The following is a 16,378-nucleotide window of genomic DNA, read 5'->3' on the forward strand; positions in this document are numbered from 1 at the left end:
GTATCGGTCGCTCAGCCCCCGGCGGGCTCGGCGGGCTCATCCTCGGGGATCACGTCCACGCCCGCCTCGGTGCGCTGCTGCGGCGTGATCGGCGTCGGCGCGGCCGTCAGCGGGTCATAGCCGGAGGCCGCCTTCGGGAACGCGATCACGTCGCGGATCGAGTCCTGGCGGGCGAGGAGCATGACGACGCGGTCCCAGCCGAACGCGATGCCGCCGTGCGGCGGGGGCCCGAACTTGAACGCCTCCAGCAGGAACCCGAACTTCGACTCGGCCTCCTCCTTCGACAGGCCCAGCACCTCGAACACCCGCTGCTGCATCTCCGCGCGGTGGATACGGATCGACCCGCCGCCGATCTCCGTCCCGTTGAGGACGAGGTCGTAGGCGTCCGCGAGCGCGCCGCCGGGGTCGTCCTGGAACGTCGCGGCGAACCCGGGCTTCGGGGCCGTGAACGGGTGGTGCACGGACGTCCAGCCGATCTGCTCGCCCTTGTCGTCCTCCACCGGCTCGAAGATCGGCGCGTCGACGACCCAGACGAACTCCCACGCCGACTCGTCGATCAGGTCGCGGCGGCGGCCGATCTCCAGCCGGGCCGCGCCGAGCAGCTCCTGCGTGGAGTGCCGCCTGCCCGCGCCGAAGAAGATCGCGTCACCGGCGTCGGCGCCGACCTTCGCGGCCAGGCCCGACTTCTCGGCGTCGGACAGGTTCTTGGCGACGGGGCCGCCGAGCGTCCCGTCCTCCTGGACGAGCACGTACGCCAGCCCGCGGGCGCCGCGGGCCTTCGCCCAGTCCTGCCAGGCGTCCAGCTCCTTGCGGGTCTGGGCCGCGCCGCCGGGCATGACGACCGCGCCGACGTAGGGGGCCTGGAACACGCGGAACGACGTCCCGGCGAAGTACTCGGTCATGTCGGTCAGCTCGAGGCCGAACCGCAGGTCGGGCTTGTCGGATCCGAACCGGGACATCGCGTCGGCGTAGGTGATGTGGGGGATCGGGCGGGGGATCTCGTGCCCGGCGATCTCCCTCCACAGCCGGGCGACGAGGTCTTCGCCGACGGTGAGGACGTCGTCCTGGTCGCAGAACGACATCTCGATGTCGATCTGGGTGAACTCCGGCTGCCGGTCGGCGCGGAAGTCCTCGTCGCGGTAGCAGCGGGCGATCTGGTAGTAGCGCTCCAGCCCGCCGACCATGAGCAGCTGCTTGAACAGCTGCGGCGACTGCGGCAGCGCGTACCAGTGGCCCGGCTGCAGCCGGACGGGGACGAGGAAGTCGCGGGCGCCCTCGGGCGTCGACCGCGTCAGCGTCGGGGTCTCGACGTTGACGAAGCCGTGCTCGCGCATCACCTCGTGCGTCAGGAACGACGCCTCCGACCGGATCCTCATGGCCCGCGCGACGGCGTCGCGGCGCAGGTCGAGGTACCGGTACTTGAGGCGGATCTCCTCGTTGACGTTGACGTCGCCCTCGATGGGGAACGGGAGCGGCGCCGCGTCCGACAGCACCTCGATGTCGGCGGCGGCGACCTCCACGTCACCGGTCGGCAGCTCGGGGTTCTCGTTGCCCTCCGGCCGGACGCGGACCTCGCCGACGACCTTGACGCAGAACTCCGAGCGCAGGTCGTGCGCCGCGTCCTCCTCGCGGAAGACGACCTGGGCGGTGCCGGACGCGTCGCGCAGGTCGATGAACGTGACACCGCCGTGGTCGCGGCGGCGGCCGACCCAGCCGGCGAGGGTGACCTGCTGCCCTGCGTGCTCCTTGCGGAGCGTCCCCGCCTCGTGCGAGCGGATCATGGTGCGAGCCTTTCCTTCAACGTCGTGATGATGTCGGTGAGCGGGACGGCGGTCTGCTCGCCCGCGGCCAGATCCTTGACCTGGGCGACGCCGTCCGCGATATCTCGCTCCCCGAGGATCACGGCGTACCGGGCGCCCGAGCGGTCGGCGTCCTTCATGGCGCCCTTCAGCCGCTTCCCGCCGAACGCCATGTCGGCGGCGATCCCGGCCCGGCGCAGCTCGTTGATCAACGTGAACAGCCGCCGCTCCGCCGCCTCGCCGAGCGGGACCCCGAACGCCTCGCAGCGCGGCTTGACGGGGAGTTCGTCGCGCCTGTCCTCCTGCCGCTCGGCGTCCACGGCCAGAAGCGTGCGGTCGAGGCCGAGGCCGAACCCGATGCCGGGCAGCGGCGGCCCGCCGATGTCCTCCGACAGGCCGTCGTAGCGCCCGCCGCCGCCGATGCCGGACTGCGCGCCCAGCAGCGGGTGGTCGAACTCGTACGTGGTGCGGGTGTAGTAGTCGAGGCCGCGGACGAGGGTCGGGGTGTCCTCCCACGCGATGCCGAGGTCGGTGAGGAACTCGCGGACCCGGTCGTGGTGCGCCTTGCAGGCCGGGCACAGGTGGTCGGCCATCAGCGGGGCGTCCGCGATCTGGGCCCGCACCCGGGGGCGCTTGTCGTCCAGGACCCGCAGCGGGTTGATCTCGACGCGGGCGCGGGTGTCCTCGTCCAGGTCGAGGCCGCGGAGGAAGTCCTGCAGCAGCGCCCGGTAGGCCGGGCGGCACTCCCGGCAGCCGAGCGAGTTCAGCAGCAGCCGCACCCGCGTCAGGCCGAGCGAGCGGTACCAGTTCCACGCGATCGCGATCGTCTCGGCGTCGACCCGCGGGTCCTCGCTGCCGATCGCCTCCAGGTCGAGCTGGTAGAACTGCCGGTAGCGGCCCTGCTGCGGCTGCTCGGCGCGGAACGCCGGGCCGGTCGTCCACACCTTCACCGGCAGGACGCCCTTGTGCAGGTTGTTCTCCAGCACGGACCGCAGCACCGACGCGGTGAACTCGGGCCGCAGCGTCAGCGACCGGCCGCCCCTGTCCTCGAAGGTGTACATCTCCTTGGACACCACGTCCGTCGACTCTCCGACGCCGCGCTTGAACAGAGCGGTGTTCTCGAACACGGCCAGTTCCATATAGCCGTATCCGGCCAGCCGCGCCTGCTCGGCGAACGCCTCGCGGACGGCATAGAAGAGGTCCGCGCGCGGCGGGACGTATTCATTGACCCCCTTGGGGGCCTGGAAGCTCGAACTCATGTCTCTCTGACTCAGAATCCCTTGTTGGGGCCGTCCGCCGGAATGAGTTCCGACAGGAACGGATTGGTCGCGCGCTCGCGGCCGATTGTGGTCTGTTCACCGTGCCCGGGCAGGACCACCGTCTCGTCGGGCATGGTGAGGCACACCCGGGACAGGCTCGCGAGGATCTGCTCGTAAGATCCGCCCGGCAGGTCGGTGCGCCCGATGGACCCGGCGAACAGCAGGTCGCCGCTGAACATCACGTCCGGGATCTCCTGCGTCTTCGGGGTCCGGAACGTCACCGACCCGGGCGTATGGCCCGGCGCGTGGTCGACGGTGAAGCGCAGCCCGGCGAGCTCCAGCGTCGCGCCGTCGGTCAGTTCCCGCACGTCGTCCGGCTCCGTCAGCTCCAGGCCGCCGAACAGCTGCTGCCCCGCGCCGAGAGACAGGCCCTTCGCCGGATCGGTGAGCAGCTCGCGGTCATCGGGATGGATGTAGGCGGGGACGTCCTTCGCGCCGCAGACCGGGGCCACCGACCAGACATGGTCGATATGGCCGTGCGTCAGCAGCACCGCGACAGGCTTCAGCCGCTGCTCGCGCAGAATGTCGTCGATCCCGGCCTCGGCGTCCTGGCCGGGGTCGATGATCACGCACTCCTCACCCGCGGCGGGCGCCACGACAAAGCAGTTCGCGGCGAATGACCCGGCGGGGAACCCGGCGACGAGCACGGTCGTCCTTCCTTCGAACCATCTCGGGTGGGCGTGTCCGAGGGTACCGGCGCGGCCATTGCCTCCGCGAACGAGATAGGCCCGTCGCCGTGTCGCGGGCACGCGCGTACGCGCGAAAGGTGGGGTGGGAAACCGCTCCCTGAAAGCGGAGGCGCTTTTACTCGCGGGTGCCGCTACTATGCGCTGCACGTTCAACTGATCACACCGGAGGGGCAGCACGTGGCGGGGAAGGACCGCAAGAAGGAGCTCGCGCGGCAACGCTACGAGCGCCAGCAGCAGCGACGGGCGCAGGAGGCGGCTAAGGCCCGCCGACTCAAGATCATCAGCTCCGCCGCGGCGGTGGCGGTCATCGCCGTCGGCGGCGCCGTGTTCATGGTCGTGACGGGCAAGGACGACGAGTCCACGGCCGCGGGGCCGAAGTGCGACTACAAGGCCGGGCGGGGCCCGGCGTCCAAGGACGCCGGAAAGCCGCCGGCCAAGCCCGCCTACACGGGCACCGTCCAGGCGACCGTCAAGACCAACAACGGCGACGTGGAGATGCAGCTCTACGGCGCGAAGGCGCCCTGCGCCGTCAACTCCTTCGCGCATCTGGCGCAGAAGAACTACTTCGACAAGACGCCGTGCCACCGGCTCACGAGCGGCGGCCTCAACGTTCTGCAATGCGGCGACCCCACCGGCCAGGGAACGGGCGGGCCGGGCTACGAGTTCGCCAACGAGAACACCAACGGCGCCACCTACACCGAGGGCACGCTCGCCATGGCGAACAGCGGGCCGGACAGCAACGGCAGCCAGTTCTTCCTGGTTTACAAGGACTCTCAGCTCCAGCCCGACTACACCGTGTTCGGGAAGATAACCAAGGGGCTGGACGTGCTGAAGAAGGTCGCGGACGCGGGCTCTGACCCGAAAGGCGATGGCAAGCCCAAAAAGAAGGTAGAGATCCAGGACGTCACGATCGCCGGGAAATAGGCGAACGGGATACTAAGGTGTTGAGGGTCCGGATGGCGTGCGCCGTTCGGACCCGCGATTCAGGAGGCAAGGTGTCCAGCGCGACCGATCCCTGGGGCCGGGTGGACGAGGACGGCACCGTCTATGTCAAGACGACCGGCGGCGAGCGGGTCGTCGGCTCCTGGCAGGCCGGCGCGCCCGAAGAGGCCCTGGCCTACTTCAAGCGCAAGTACGACGCGCTCGTCACCGAGATCGGCCTACTCGAACAGCGCGTCCGCACCACAGATCTGCAGCCCGCCCAGGCGCAGCAGAGCATCGACCGCCTCCGCGAGGCCGTCTCCGAGGCGCACGCCGTCGGTGACCTCGACGCGCTCGGCCGCCGCCTGGACGGCCTGAGCGAGCAGGTCGGGCGGCGCCGCGAGGAGGTCAAGGCCCAGCGCGAGCAGCACCGCCACGAGGCCCGCGAGGTCAAGGAGCGGATCGTCGCCGAGGCCGAGCGGATCGCGGCCGAGGAGACCCACTGGAAGAACGGCGGGGAGCGGCTGCGCCAGCTCGTCGAGGAGTGGAAGGCCGCCGACCGCATCGACCGGCCCACCGAGACCGCGCTGTGGAAGCGGCTGTCGTCGGCCCGCAACGCCTTCACCAAGCGCCGCAAGGCCTACTTCGCCACCCTGGACGACCAGCGCGAGGAGGCCCGCAGGGAGAAGGAGCGCCTGGTCGCCGAGGCCGAGGCGATGTCCGGCTCGACCGACTGGGGCGAGACCGCCGCCGCCTACCGCGACCTGATGCGCCGCTGGAAGACGGCGGGCCGCGCCTCCCGCGACGCCGAAGAAGACCTCTGGACCCGTTTCAAAGGCGCCCAGGACACCTTCTTCCAGGCCCGCAGCGCCGCGTTCGCCGAGCGCGACGCCGAGTTCCGCGAGCACGCCGAGGAGAAGGAGAAGATCCTCGCCGAGGCCGAGCGGCTGCTGCCCGTGAAGGACGTCCGGCAGGCCAGGCAGGCGCTCCGCGCCATCCAGGAGCGCTGGGAGGCCGCCGGGATGGTCCCCCGCGACCAGCGCGACCGCCTGGAGGGCCGGCTCCGCAAGATCGAGGAGACCGTCCGCTCGGCCGAGGAGAACGAGTGGCGGCGCACCAACCCCGAGGCCCGCGCCCGCGCCGAGGCCACCGTCACCCAGCTCCGCAACTCCATCGAGCAGCTCGAACGCCGCCTGGGCAAGGCCCGCGACGCCGGCCGCGAAAAGGACGTCAAGGAAGCCGAAGAGGCCCTGACCGCCCGCCGCGCCTGGCTAGAAGAAGCCGAGCGCACCCTCGCAGAATTCTCGTAGGAGTGTTCTAACCTCAGCCGACGGTTACGGGCAGGCACGCGGAGCGAGCGCCAGCGAGCGCAGCGGGCATGCCCGGCGCGCCGCGTCCCCGCAGCGCAGGGAGCGCCAGCGACCGGAGCGAGGAGACCCGTGCCGCGCAGCCGGGGGGCTCGGGGGGTCGTCCCCCCGATTAACAACGTCCCAGGAAGGCTAGGAGGCGGGTTTGTTCTGTGGCGCCTGTTGGGGGTTGCAGGGGGGCGGCTAGCAGGCCCTTGGCTCTGAGAGGGGCTGAGACCACCTGGGCGGTGGCGAAGGCGTGGTGGACGAGGTCCGGGTCGAGGTGTGACGGCTGGTTCGTCGCCTGGGCCAGGTCCCAGGAGTGGACGAGCGGCTCCAGGATGTAGGCCTCCAGGTAGTCGGCCAGGGGCAGGTGGCCCAGGGCGCCGAAGGGGATGGGGGTCCGCAGCGCGTCGGGGGTCAGCGCGGCGGCGCATTCCTTGCGGGCCGCCCGCCAGCTCATCAGGACCTCGTCCGGGACGAACCGGGCCGGGTCGCGGCCGATGTCCGGGACGGGTTCCCCGGTGGCCAGGGCCTGGACCAGGTGCTGCCCGCCGGTGACGTGGCCGGCGACGTCCAGGGCGGTCCACCCCGCGCAGGGCGACGGCGCGTCCCAGCCGTCCGGGGAGACGCCGGCGACCAGGCCCTCGAACAGGTCGAGGGCCCGGTGGTAGCCGCTGAGGTTCTGAGCCATCTGGTCAGTGACGCGCGATCCGACCGGCCTGTCAAGCGCTATCGCGAAGGTCGCCTGGCTCGGCCGGCGGAGCGCGTCAGGCCGCGGCGGCGCCCCGCTCGCGGAGCATCTCGTTCATCAAGGCGATCTCGGAGCGCTGGCCGTCCACCATCGTGCGGGCCAGGCGGCGGACCCGGTCGTGGCCGGTGCGGGCCAGCACCGCCTCGGCCATGGCGACGCCGCCGCGATGGTGGGCGGTCATCAGGCGCAGATACAGGATCTCGGCGCCGCGTCCGGACGCCTTCTCCAGGTCGGCGAGCTGCGCCCGGGTCGCCATGCCCGGCATCGTGCCGCCCTGCCGGTGCCCGCCGTGCCCCGACATCCACCGCATGGGGCCCGCGGTGTCGACCTTGGGGAGGCCCCACTCGTCCAGCCAGGCGGTCATCATGCCGATCTGCGCGGACTGGGTGTTGATGATGTCGTAGGCCAGGAGCCGGACGTCCTGGTCGTCCGTCCGGTCGCGGACGATGAACGACATCCGCACCGCCTGCGCATGGTGGGAGCTCATGTCGCGGGCGAACCCCGCCTCGGGGCCGTCCGTGCCCGGCTCGCCCGAGCGCGACAGGGTGAGCGCCACCAGCGCCGCGCCGGCGACGAGGACGAGGGCGGCGAGGACGACGGCGACGCGCCGTCCCCGCCCCGCATCTGGGGTCACGGCGTGTCCTTCCCGCCGTCGCACGGCGCGCCGGGCTCGGGCGTCTGCGGGCCCTTCACGAAGGCGCGCAGGAACTGGTCGGCGCGCTTGTCGGAGGCGTCCTGGAGCTTGAGCTGGCGGCCCCAGGCGCTGAGCACGATCGGGGCGTCCAGCGACGGGTACGGGCTCAGGAACGTGTAGTCGGTGCCGGTGACCTTGGCCTTGAGGGCGTCGAGCTGCGCGGCGGGCAGGCCGGGACGGTAGGCGAACCAGACGGCGCCGTGCTCCAGGGAGTGGACGGCGTTCTCGTTGCGCAGCGGCGCGTCGTACACGCGGCCGTTGCAGTTGTTCCAGGCGGCGTCGTGGTCACCGCCCATGGGCGGGTCGGTTTCGTACTTGACCGGGCTGGTGGTGTGGTCGCGGCCCAGGCCGTCCTTGGTGACCATGCCCGCGATGGACGCGTCGTCCGCCGACGACGGCCTGGACTGCATGAACGCGTAGCCGATGACGACGGTCGCGACCACGCCGATCAGGGTGAAGAAGGCGATGGCGCCCCACGGCGTCTCGCGCTGGGTGAGCGCGTTCTTGGTCTTGCGGGCGTTCTTGTTACGGGCGCTCTTGGACATGAGAGCGGTCCTCTCGGTGCTGTGGCTGGATGTCGGACAGAAGGGCAGCGCCGTGTCGCGATGGACGTCGACACGGCGGATGCGGCGGCCTTACGGCCGGTCCGTCACAGCCGGAGCACCTGGAGCGGGGGCCGGAACGCGGGCCTGGACGTGCCCGCGGGGGCCCGGACGAGCGTCCAGCCGGTCCGGGCGGGCAGGCGCGTGGCAGGGCGGCGCAGCGCGATCGCCAGGGCGAGCAGGACGAGGGTGAACAGGGCCGCCAGGCACAGGCACGCGTCCAGCGGCGGCTGCGCGGGCCTGTCTTTCAGCGGCGCTGTCAATACCGCGTCAGAGAGCTTGTGAAGGCCGTGGAGCGCCGAACCCCCGGGGCCGGGAGTGTGGTGGCCGGTCACGGCGGCCGCGGCGGCCACGGGCACGCTCACGGCGTGCTCGGTGCACAGCCGCTCCACCGGGCCGTGCCGCAGCCCGTAGCTGAAGATCAGCCCGCCCACGACGAAGAGCACCACGAGCAGCCCTGCCGGCCCGTGGCGCCTGCGCGGGGTCGTACCGGACACCGTCACGCTCCTGAATGCGACATTCGCGCCGTTCCAACGTGGGAACCGGGCCCCAGGTTCCCACGTTCCGGAGCACTGTGGCACGAGCCGGTGCGTCCGGGGATGTCGGCGCCGCGAGATAGTGTCGGAGCGTGACCAGCGGGGCGGAATCGGGCGAGCCGGAGGGCCTTTTCGACGCACCGGTCCCGGAGCGCGGGCCGGCCGCGCCGGCGGCCCCGAGCCCGGCGGCGGCAGGCGGGGCAGACGTGCGGCAGCCGCTCGCCGTGCGAATGCGGCCCCGCGGGCTGGACGAGGTCGTCGGCCAGGCCCATCTGCTCGGCCCCGGCACCCCGATCCGCCAGCTCGTCGACCGGGACGTGCCGATGTCGCTCGTCCTGTGGGGCCCGCCCGGCACCGGCAAGACGACCCTCGCCACGGTCGTCAGCCACGTCACCTCCCGCCGGTTCGTGGAGATCTCCGCAGTCAGCGACGGCGTCAAGCGCGTCCGCGCCGAGATCGACCTGGCCCGCCGCGAGCTCGGCATGGCGGGGCGGCAGACGGTCCTGTTCGTCGACGAGGTCCACCGCTTCAACAAGGCCCAGCAGGACGCGCTGCTCCCCGCCGTGGAGAACCGCTGGGTGTCGTTCATCGGCGCCACCACCGAGAACCCGTTCTTCTCCGTCATCAGCCCGCTGCTGTCGCGGTCGCTGCTGCTGACTTTGGAGCCGCTCGGCGAGGACGAGCTGCGCGAGGTCATCCACCGGGCGCTCGCCGAGGAGCGCGGCCTGGGCGGCGCCTTGACCCTCGACGCCGCCGCCGAAGACCACCTCGTCCGGCTGGCCGGAGGCGACGCCCGCCGGGCCCTCACCTACCTGGAGGCCGCCTCGCTGGTCGTCGACGACGGCGGCGCCATCGACGTCGGCGTCCTGGAGAAGGCCGTCGACCGGGCCGCCGTCCGCTACGACCGCGAGGGCGACCAGCACTACGACGTCATCAGCGCGTTCATCAAGAGCATCCGCGGCAGCGACGCCGACGCCGCCCTGCACTACCTGGCCCGCATGATCGAGGCGGGGGAAGACCCGCGGTTCATCGCCCGGCGGCTGATCGTCCACGCCAGCGAGGACGTCGGCATGGCCGACCCGACCGCCCTGCAGACCGCGGTCGCCGCGGCGCAGGCGGTGGAGTTCGTCGGCCTGCCCGAGGCCCGCATCAACCTCGCCCAGGCCGTGATCCACCTCGCCCTGGCGCCCAAGTCGAACGCGGTCATCACGGCCGTGGACGAGGCGCTGAGCGACGTCCGCAAGGGCCTCGTCGGGCCCGTCCCCGGGCATCTGCGCGACGCGCACTACAAGGGCGCCGCGAAGGTCGGGCACGGCGAAGGCTACAAATACGCGCACAATCACCCCGGCGGGGTGGTGAAGCAGCAGTATGCGCCCGATCCGGTCGACGGGCGGGAGTACTATCGGCCGACCCGGCACGGCGCCGAGGCCCGGTTCACCGAGGTGCTCGCGCGGATACGGTCCGTCCTGCGCGGCCCGCCCGGCGAGGGACGCGACCGCGGCTGATCGATCTTGTCCGGCCGGTGCTCCCGCCACGCGGTGCGGGGGACCGGTAAGGTCGATCAGGCCATGCCCCGGCCCGGACAGCCGGAACCGCACGAACGGAAAGCCCTGATGCTCACTGGTGGACAGCTCGCAGGTCTCATCGTGGCCGTGTTCTGGGCGGTGCTCGTCACGTTCATCGCGCTCACCCTGCTGAGGCTCGCCCGGCTCCTCCGCGAGGCCGGCGAGGTCGTCCGCGACCTCGGCGACCAGGCGGGCCCCCTGATGGACGACATGACCCGCACGGTCCAGCGCGCCAACGAGCAGCTCGGCCGCACCGACGTCATCACCAAGCAGGTCGCGGGCGTCACCCAGAACGTCTCCGCCGTCACCACCGTCATGACCTCGGTGGTGGGCGGGCCGCTGGTGAAGGCCGCCGCGTTCTCCTACGGCGTCCGCAAGGCCCTAGCCGGCCGCGACGGCGACGGCGCCGCGCACCCCGGCGACGCCCCGCCCCGGCAGGACCGTTCCCGCCGGGGCCGGTCCCGGAACGCGCGGAGCGCGCGGCCGGAGCTGCAGGCCCGGTCCTCGGGCAGGGGACGCAGATGAAGCGGCTGTTCTGGCTCACCGTCGGAGCGGGCGCCGGCGTCTACGTCTCGCACCGCGTCAAGCGCCGCGTCGTGCGGTTCACGCGGACCTGGTCCCCGGAGGGCGTCGCGGCGCGCGCGGTGTCGACGGGGCAGGGCGCGGGCGAACGGCTGAGGCATTTCGCCTCCGACGTCCGTACGGAGATGAGGGCCCGCGAGGAGGAGCTGCGTGAGGCCGTCCGCATGGACCAGGCCCCGCCGGACGCCGAGCTCGCCCGACCCCGCCGGGTGCTGAAAGCGCGTTACACGATCATCGATCACATCGACCACGACAAGGATGGCCACTGATCATGGAGTCGGCAGAGGTGGCACGCCGCTTCCTCACGTTCTTCGAGGAGCGCGGGCACACGGTGGTGCCCTCGGCCAGCCTGGTCGCCGAGGACCCGACCCTCCTGCTGGTCAACGCCGGCATGGTCCCGTTCAAGCCGTACTTCCTCGGGCAGCGCACCCCCCCGTCGCCGCGGATGACCAGCGCCCAGAAGTGCGTGCGGACGCCCGACATCGAAGAGGTCGGCAAGACCACCCGGCACGCCACGTTCTTCCAGATGCTGGGCAACTTCTCCATCGGCGACTACTTCAAGGAGCAGGCGATCCCGTTCGCCTGGGAGCTGCTGACCCGGTCCCGGGACGACGGCGGCTTCGGGTTCCCCGAAGAGAAGCTCTGGGTGACGGTCTTCACCGACGACGACGAGGCCGCCGACCTCTGGCACAACAAGGTCGGCGTCCCCACCGACCGCATCCAGCGGCGCGGCATGGAGGACAACTTCTGGTCGATGGGCGTCCCCGGCCCGTGCGGGCCGTGCTCGGAGATCTACTACGACCGCGGCCCCGAGTACGGCCGCGAGGGCGGGCCCGTCGCCGACGAGGACCGCTACCTCGAAGTGTGGAACCTCGTCTTCATGCAGTACGAGCGGGGCCCGGGGGACAGCAAGACCGACTTCCCGATCCTCGGCGACCTGCCCGCCAAGAACATCGACACCGGCATGGGCCTGGAGCGCATGGCGGCGATCCTGCAGGGCGTCGACAACATCTACGAGACCGACACCCTGTGGCGCGTCCTCGACCGCGCCGCGAACCTGACCGGCGCCCGGTACGGCCGCGACCACCGCGCGGACGTGTCGCTGCGCGTCATCGCCGACCACGTCCGCAGCGGGACGATGATGGTCGCCGACGGCATCCGTCCCTCCAACGAGGGCCGCGGCTACGTCCTGCGCCGCATCCTGCGCCGCTCCATCCGCAACCTCCGGCTGCTCGGCGGCGAGAACGCGGGCCTCATGAACGAGCTGACCGCCGTCGCGATCGCCGCGATGGGCGAGCAGTACCCCGAGCTGGTCCGCACCGCCGCGAACATCCACACGGTCATCGACGCCGAAGAGGAGTCCTTCCTCCAGACGCTCCGCACCGGCACCGCCATCTTCGACACCGCCGTCGAGGAGACCCGCCGGTCGGGCGGCGCGACCCTCGCGGGCGAGCAGGCGTTCAAGCTCCACGACACCTACGGCTTCCCGATCGACCTGACGCTGGAGATGGCGTCCGAGCAGGGCCTCCAGGTGGACGAGGACGGCTTCCGCCGCCTCATGCGCGAGCAGCGGGAGCGCGCCAAGAAGGACGCCCGCGACAAGCGCACCGGCAACCTGGACGTGTCCGTCCTCGACGAGCTGCTCACCGGCGCCGGCGGCCAGGTCGACTTCATCGGCTATGGGCACCTGCTCGGCGACGCCCGCCTGGTCGGCCTGCTGGTCAACGGCGCCAACGCGCCCGCGGCGGGGGAGGGCACGGAGGTCGAGGTCGTCCTCGACCGCACCCCGTTCTACGCCGAGGGCGGCGGGCAGCTCGCCGACCACGGCGTGATCAGGCTCGGCAACGGCGCCGTCATCGAGGTCACGGACGTGCAGTCGCCGCTCGCGGACCTCATCGTGCACCGCGGCCGCGTCGTCGGCGGCGAGGCGCAGGCCGGCGACTCCGCGCACGCCGAGGTGGACGTGGAGCGCCGCCGCGCGATCTCCCGCTCGCACACCGCGACCCACCTGGTGCACGCCGGGTTCCGCCGCGCGCTCGGCGAGTCCGCGGCGCAGGCCGGGTCGGAGAACTCGCCGGGCCGGTTCCGGTTCGACTTCACCGCCTCCGGCGCCGTCCCGCCGAGCGTGCTCCGCGACGTCGAGGACGAGGTCAACGAGGTCCTGGTCGGCGACCTGGACGTCCGCGCGTTCCACACCTCGATCGACGAGGCCCGCGCGATGGGCGCCCTGGCGCTGTTCGGCGAGAAGTACGGCGACGAGGTCCGCGTCGTCGAGGTCGGCGACTACTCCCGCGAGCTGTGCGGCGGCACGCACGTCGCCCGCTCCGGGCAGCTCGGCCTGATCAAGGTGCTGGGCGAGTCGTCGATCGGCGCCGGGGTCCGCCGGGTCGAGGCGCTCGTCGGGATCGACGCGTTCCGCTTCCTGGCCCGCGAGAGCGTCCTGGTGGCGCAGCTCGCCGAGCAGATGAAGGCCCGCAAGGAGGAGCTGCCCGAGCGGATCTCCGGCGTCGTCACGCGCCTGCGGGACGCGGAGAAGGAGCTGGAGAAGCTCCGCTCCCAGCAGGTCCTCGCCATCGCGGCGTCGCTCGCCGACACGGCCAAGGACGTGGGCGGCATCGCGTTCGTCGGGCACCGCGCCCCGGACGGCACCGGCGCCGACGACCTGCGCAAGCTCGCCGTCGACGTCCGCGGGCGGCTCACGTCCCGGCCCGCCGTGGTGATGGTCGCCGGGGTGCCGAAGGACCGGCCCGTCGTGGTCGTGGCCGTCACCCAGGGCGCCCGCGACCGGGGCCTGAAGGCGGGCGGGCTCGTCGGGCTCGCCGCCAAGGCGCTCGGCGGGGGCGGCGGAGGCAAGGACGACCTCGCGCAGGGCGGCGGCGCGAACCCGGCCGCCATGGGCGACGCCCTCGCCGCGGTCGAACAGGCCGTAGGGGCCGCGTGAGCCCGGGATTTCGGGGCAAGGACACCGGGACCGGCGCGCCGAGCGGGGGCGAGGCGATGAGGCCCGCGAAGAGCGCGGCGCCGGCTGGACTGAGGAGCGCGCGCAGCGACGAAGGAGCGAGCACGCGACGAGGGAAGCCGGTGCCGAGAAAGCGCTCTGAGCCGCTGAGCGGAGCGAAGCAATGAGGCAGGGCACCCGGCTGGGGATAGACGTTGGGAGTGTCCGGATCGGGGTCGCGCGCTGCGACCCCGGCGGAATCCTCGCGTCGCCGCTGGAGACGGTGAAGAGCGGCAAGGGCGACATCGACCGGATCGTGGCGCTCGTCGCCGAGCACGAGGCGATCGAGGTCGTCGTGGGGCTGCCGACGTCGCTGTCGGGCCGCGAGGGCCCGGCGGCGGAGGCGGCCCGCGGGTTCGCGGCCAGGCTGGCCGCCCGGCTTCCCGCGGACACGGTCCGGCTGCACGACGAGCGGCTCACGACCGTGACGGCGGAGAGCGGGCTGCGCGCCGGGGGCGTGCACGGCAAGGTGCGGCGCGCGGTCGTCGATCAGGCGGCCGCGACCGTCCTGCTCCAGGCGGCCCTTGACGCGGAACGGTTGACTGGGCGTCCCCCAGGCGAGATCGTCCGGGGAAGCTCATGAACGATTTGGACCTTTTCTCAGACCCGTACGGCGACGGCCGCCAGTACGACGAGCGCCATGGCAGGCGTGACCAGCGCCGTCTGGGCAAGCGCCAGAAGCGCCGCAAACGCAACGGCCGCGCCGCCGCGCTGTTCGCCATGGCGTTCCTCGTCGCGGTGTTCGGCACCGGCGGCGTGCTCGGGTACGCGTGGCTGGACGACAAGCGCCACCCGCCCGACTACGACGGCCAGGGCTCCGGGAAGGTAACAGTCCAGATCAAGGACGGGGCGTCCGGCTCGCAGATCGGCGCGACGCTGGAAGAGCACCGCGTGGTGAAGAGCTCCCGCGCCTTCGTGCAGGCCTACACGAAGGAGACGCGCGCCTCCAGCATCCAGCCGGGCTTCTACCAGATGCGGCTGAGGATGTCGTCGGCCGCGGCGATGGCCTTGCTGCTGGACCCGAAGTCCCGCGCCGGCAACCAGATCACGATCCCCGAGGGCCGCCGGGCCATCGAGACCTACGAGCTGCTGGCGAAGAAGACCGGCATCTCGGTCAAGGACTTCCAGGCCGCCGCGAAGAAGCCCGAGGCGCTCGGCCTGCCCGCGTACGCGAAGGGCAAGGTGGAGGGCTACCTCTACCCGGGACGCTACGACCTCGACCCCAACGGCTCGGCGGCGCAGATCCTCAAGCAGATGGTCGCCCGCTTCAACGCGGAGGCGGAGAGCGTCGACCTGGCCGGGAAGGCCCGCGAGGCGGGCATGAACCCGGCGAAGGTCATCACGCTGGCCAGCCTCGTCCAGGCGGAGGGCGGCAAGCCCAGCGACCTGCCGAAGATCTCCCAGGTGATCTACAACCGGGTGGAGAAGGGCATGCCGCTCCAGTTCGACACGACCGTCCTGTACGCGCTGAACAAGCGGACGCTGACGGTCACGAACCAGGACCTGCAGGTCGACTCGCCCTACAACACCTACAAGCACAAGGGCCTGCCGCCGGGCCCGATCGCCAGCCCCGGGCCGGAGGCCATCGAGGCGGCGCTCAACCCGGAGCGGGGAACGTGGCTGTTCTTCATCGCCACCGACCCCACCAACAAGATCACCGAGTTCGCCACGACGGAGGCGGAGCGGGTGAAGCTGGAGAAGAAGTTCCGGGCGTGGCAGAAGGCGCACCCGGGCCAGTGACGCAGGAGACGACGCGGCGGGCCGCCGTGCTGGGGTCGCCGATCACGCATTCGCTGTCGCCGGTCCTGCACCGCGCGGCCTACGCCGCCATGGGCCTGGACGACTGGTCCTACGACGCCATCGAGTGCGGCGAGGACGGCCTGGCCGAGCTGCTGAAGGGCCTCGGCCCCGAATGGGCGGGCCTGTCGCTCACGATGCCGCTCAAGCGGGTCGCGCTCGGCCTGGTCGACACGGTGTCGGACCTGGCGGTGAACGTCGGCGGCGCCAACACGATCGTCCTGCGGGACGGGCGGCGGCACGGCGACAACACCGACGTGCACGGCATCGTGACGGCGCTCACCGAGGCGGGCGTGAAGGCGCCCCCGTCCGTGCTGGTGCTCGGCGGCGGCGCGACGGCGGCGTCCGCGCTGGCCGCGCTCGCCGGGCTCGGGACCGGCGAGGCCGTCCTCGCCGCCCGCACCCCCGAGCGCGCCGCCGAGGCCGCGCGGGTGGGGGAGCGGTTCGGGCTCACGGTCCGGGTCGTCCCGCTGGACGAGGCGACCGCGCACCTGCCCGCCGAGCTGGTGGTCTCGACGCTGCCCGGACGGGCCGCCGACCCGTTCGCCGGGCCGGTCGCCGCGTCCGGCGCGGCCCTGTTCGACGTGGTGTACGCGCCGTGGCCGACGGCGCTCGCGGCGGCGGTCGAGGCGTCCGGCGGGACGGTCGTCGGCGGCTTCACGATGCTGCTGCACCAGGCCGTCCGGCAGGTGGCGCTGATGACCGGCCGCGACGACGTCCCCGTCGAGGCGATGCGCGCCGCCGGGGAAGCGGAACTCGCGCGCCGGTCCTGAACC

16 protein-coding genes are annotated in these 16,378 nt (G+C 72.2%); 9 read left to right on the top strand and 7 right to left on the bottom strand.

Going from position 1 to position 16,378, the window contains the following annotated elements; translation table 11 throughout:
- Nucleotides 1-11 precede the first annotated feature (11 nt).
- From aspS to ACH34S_RS39835, 3 genes are read right to left on the bottom strand one after another with little or no spacing between them, the layout of a single operon-like run.
- Nucleotides 12-1,781 carry an aspartate--tRNA ligase gene (aspS, locus tag ACH34S_RS39825; RefSeq protein ID WP_395958112.1) on the bottom strand — a complete coding sequence of 590 codons (1,770 nt, stop codon included), beginning with the start codon at nt 1,779-1,781 and terminating at the stop codon, nt 12-14.
- On the bottom strand, nt 1,778-3,058 hold the full coding sequence (hisS, locus tag ACH34S_RS39830; protein ID WP_395958113.1) for a histidine--tRNA ligase: 1,281 nt from the start codon (nt 3,056-3,058) through the stop codon (nt 1,778-1,780). The genes aspS and hisS overlap by 4 nt, the downstream gene beginning before the upstream one ends.
- 11 nt (nt 3,059-3,069) lie before the next feature.
- A complete protein-coding gene (locus ACH34S_RS39835; RefSeq protein ID WP_395958114.1) occupies nt 3,070-3,765 on the bottom strand; it encodes an MBL fold metallo-hydrolase in 696 nt (231 codons plus the stop codon).
- Between the two features lie 219 nt (nt 3,766-3,984).
- Between ACH34S_RS39835 and ACH34S_RS39840 the strand changes: the two genes are divergently transcribed.
- Together ACH34S_RS39840 and ACH34S_RS39845 are read left to right on the top strand one after the other, a co-directional pair.
- Nucleotides 3,985-4,731, top strand: a complete 747-nt coding sequence (locus ACH34S_RS39840) for a peptidylprolyl isomerase (protein WP_395958115.1) — start codon at nt 3,985-3,987, stop codon at nt 4,729-4,731.
- A gap of 32 nt (nt 4,732-4,763) precedes the next feature.
- Nucleotides 4,764-6,038 (top strand): DUF349 domain-containing protein, encoded by a 1,275-nt coding sequence (locus tag ACH34S_RS39845; RefSeq protein ID WP_395958116.1) that lies wholly within the window; start codon nt 4,764-4,766, stop codon nt 6,036-6,038.
- Nucleotides 6,039-6,207: 169 nt separating this feature from the next.
- On the opposite strand, the gene ACH34S_RS39850 is transcribed toward ACH34S_RS39845, so the two are convergent.
- The 4 genes from ACH34S_RS39850 to ACH34S_RS39865 all read right to left on the bottom strand — a co-directional run bounded on the left by ACH34S_RS39850 (nt 6,208) and on the right by ACH34S_RS39865 (nt 8,621).
- The gene (locus ACH34S_RS39850; RefSeq protein ID WP_395958117.1) at nt 6,208-6,768 is read right to left on the bottom strand and encodes a TIGR03086 family metal-binding protein; all 561 of its coding nucleotides are present in this window, start codon (nt 6,766-6,768) and stop codon (nt 6,208-6,210) included.
- Nucleotides 6,769-6,844: 76 nt separating this feature from the next.
- Nucleotides 6,845-7,462, bottom strand: a complete 618-nt coding sequence (locus tag ACH34S_RS39855; protein WP_395958118.1) for a DUF305 domain-containing protein — start codon at nt 7,460-7,462, stop codon at nt 6,845-6,847.
- Complete coding sequence (locus ACH34S_RS39860) at nt 7,459-8,067, bottom strand: DUF3105 domain-containing protein (protein ID WP_395958119.1); 609 nt, start codon at nt 8,065-8,067, stop codon at nt 7,459-7,461. Before ACH34S_RS39860 ends, ACH34S_RS39855 begins: the two co-directional genes overlap by 4 nt.
- Nucleotides 8,068-8,171: 104 nt before the next feature.
- Nucleotides 8,172-8,621 carry a hypothetical protein gene (locus tag ACH34S_RS39865; protein WP_395958120.1) on the bottom strand — a complete coding sequence of 150 codons (450 nt, stop codon included), beginning with the start codon at nt 8,619-8,621 and terminating at the stop codon, nt 8,172-8,174.
- A gap of 269 nt (nt 8,622-8,890) precedes the next feature.
- On the opposite strand from ACH34S_RS39865, the gene ACH34S_RS39870 reads away from it, so the two are divergent.
- The 7 genes from ACH34S_RS39870 to ACH34S_RS39900 all read left to right on the top strand — a co-directional run bounded on the left by ACH34S_RS39870 (nt 8,891) and on the right by ACH34S_RS39900 (nt 16,375).
- A complete protein-coding gene (locus ACH34S_RS39870; RefSeq protein WP_395958157.1) occupies nt 8,891-10,165 on the top strand; it encodes a replication-associated recombination protein A in 1,275 nt (424 codons plus the stop codon).
- Nucleotides 10,166-10,273: 108 nt separating this feature from the next.
- Nucleotides 10,274-10,750, top strand: a complete 477-nt coding sequence (locus ACH34S_RS39875; RefSeq protein WP_395958121.1) for a DUF948 domain-containing protein — start codon at nt 10,274-10,276, stop codon at nt 10,748-10,750.
- The gene (locus ACH34S_RS39880) at nt 10,747-11,076 is read left to right on the top strand and encodes a hypothetical protein (RefSeq protein WP_395958122.1); all 330 of its coding nucleotides are present in this window, start codon (nt 10,747-10,749) and stop codon (nt 11,074-11,076) included. The genes ACH34S_RS39875 and ACH34S_RS39880 overlap by 4 nt, the downstream gene beginning before the upstream one ends.
- Before the next feature lie 2 nt (nt 11,077-11,078).
- Nucleotides 11,079-13,748, top strand: a complete 2,670-nt coding sequence (alaS, locus tag ACH34S_RS39885) for an alanine--tRNA ligase (protein WP_395958123.1) — start codon at nt 11,079-11,081, stop codon at nt 13,746-13,748.
- A 181-nt stretch (nt 13,749-13,929) separates the two neighbouring features.
- Complete coding sequence (gene ruvX, locus ACH34S_RS39890; RefSeq protein WP_395958124.1) at nt 13,930-14,388, top strand: Holliday junction resolvase RuvX; 459 nt, start codon at nt 13,930-13,932, stop codon at nt 14,386-14,388.
- Nucleotides 14,385-15,545, top strand: coding sequence for an endolytic transglycosylase MltG (mltG, locus tag ACH34S_RS39895; protein ID WP_395958125.1), 1,161 nt, complete (start codon nt 14,385-14,387; stop codon nt 15,543-15,545). The genes ruvX and mltG overlap by 4 nt, the downstream gene beginning before the upstream one ends.
- A complete protein-coding gene (locus ACH34S_RS39900; RefSeq protein WP_395958126.1) occupies nt 15,542-16,375 on the top strand; it encodes a shikimate dehydrogenase in 834 nt (277 codons plus the stop codon). The genes mltG and ACH34S_RS39900 overlap by 4 nt, the downstream gene beginning before the upstream one ends.
- Nucleotides 16,376-16,378: the final 3 nt, after the last annotated feature.

This window comes from Actinomadura sp. 3N508, assembly GCF_044326375.1.
In the GTDB taxonomy this organism is placed as follows: Bacteria; Actinomycetota; Actinomycetes; order Streptosporangiales; family Streptosporangiaceae; genus Spirillospora.

Excerpts from the sequence above, each read along its gene's own strand:
- mltG (WP_395958125.1), top strand. The coding sequence starts at position 14,385 with ATGAACGATTTGGACCTTTTCTCAGACCCGTACGGCGACGGCCGCCAG.
- alaS (WP_395958123.1), top strand. The coding sequence starts at position 11,079 with ATGGAGTCGGCAGAGGTGGCACGCCGCTTCCTCACGTTCTTCGAGGAG.
- ruvX (WP_395958124.1), top strand. The coding sequence starts at position 13,930 with ATGAGGCAGGGCACCCGGCTGGGGATAGACGTTGGGAGTGTCCGGATC.
- ACH34S_RS39875 (WP_395958121.1), top strand. The coding sequence starts at position 10,274 with ATGCTCACTGGTGGACAGCTCGCAGGTCTCATCGTGGCCGTGTTCTGG.
- ACH34S_RS39880 (WP_395958122.1), top strand. The coding sequence starts at position 10,747 with ATGAAGCGGCTGTTCTGGCTCACCGTCGGAGCGGGCGCCGGCGTCTAC.
- ACH34S_RS39850 (WP_395958117.1), bottom strand. The coding sequence starts at position 6,768 with ATGGCTCAGAACCTCAGCGGCTACCACCGGGCCCTCGACCTGTTCGAG.
- ACH34S_RS39860 (WP_395958119.1), bottom strand. The coding sequence starts at position 8,067 with ATGTCCAAGAGCGCCCGTAACAAGAACGCCCGCAAGACCAAGAACGCG.
- ACH34S_RS39845 (WP_395958116.1), top strand. The coding sequence starts at position 4,764 with ATGGCGTGCGCCGTTCGGACCCGCGATTCAGGAGGCAAGGTGTCCAGC.
- aspS (WP_395958112.1), bottom strand. The coding sequence starts at position 1,781 with ATGATCCGCTCGCACGAGGCGGGGACGCTCCGCAAGGAGCACGCAGGG.
- hisS (WP_395958113.1), bottom strand. The coding sequence starts at position 3,058 with ATGAGTTCGAGCTTCCAGGCCCCCAAGGGGGTCAATGAATACGTCCCG.
- ACH34S_RS39870 (WP_395958157.1), top strand. The coding sequence starts at position 8,891 with ATGCGGCCCCGCGGGCTGGACGAGGTCGTCGGCCAGGCCCATCTGCTC.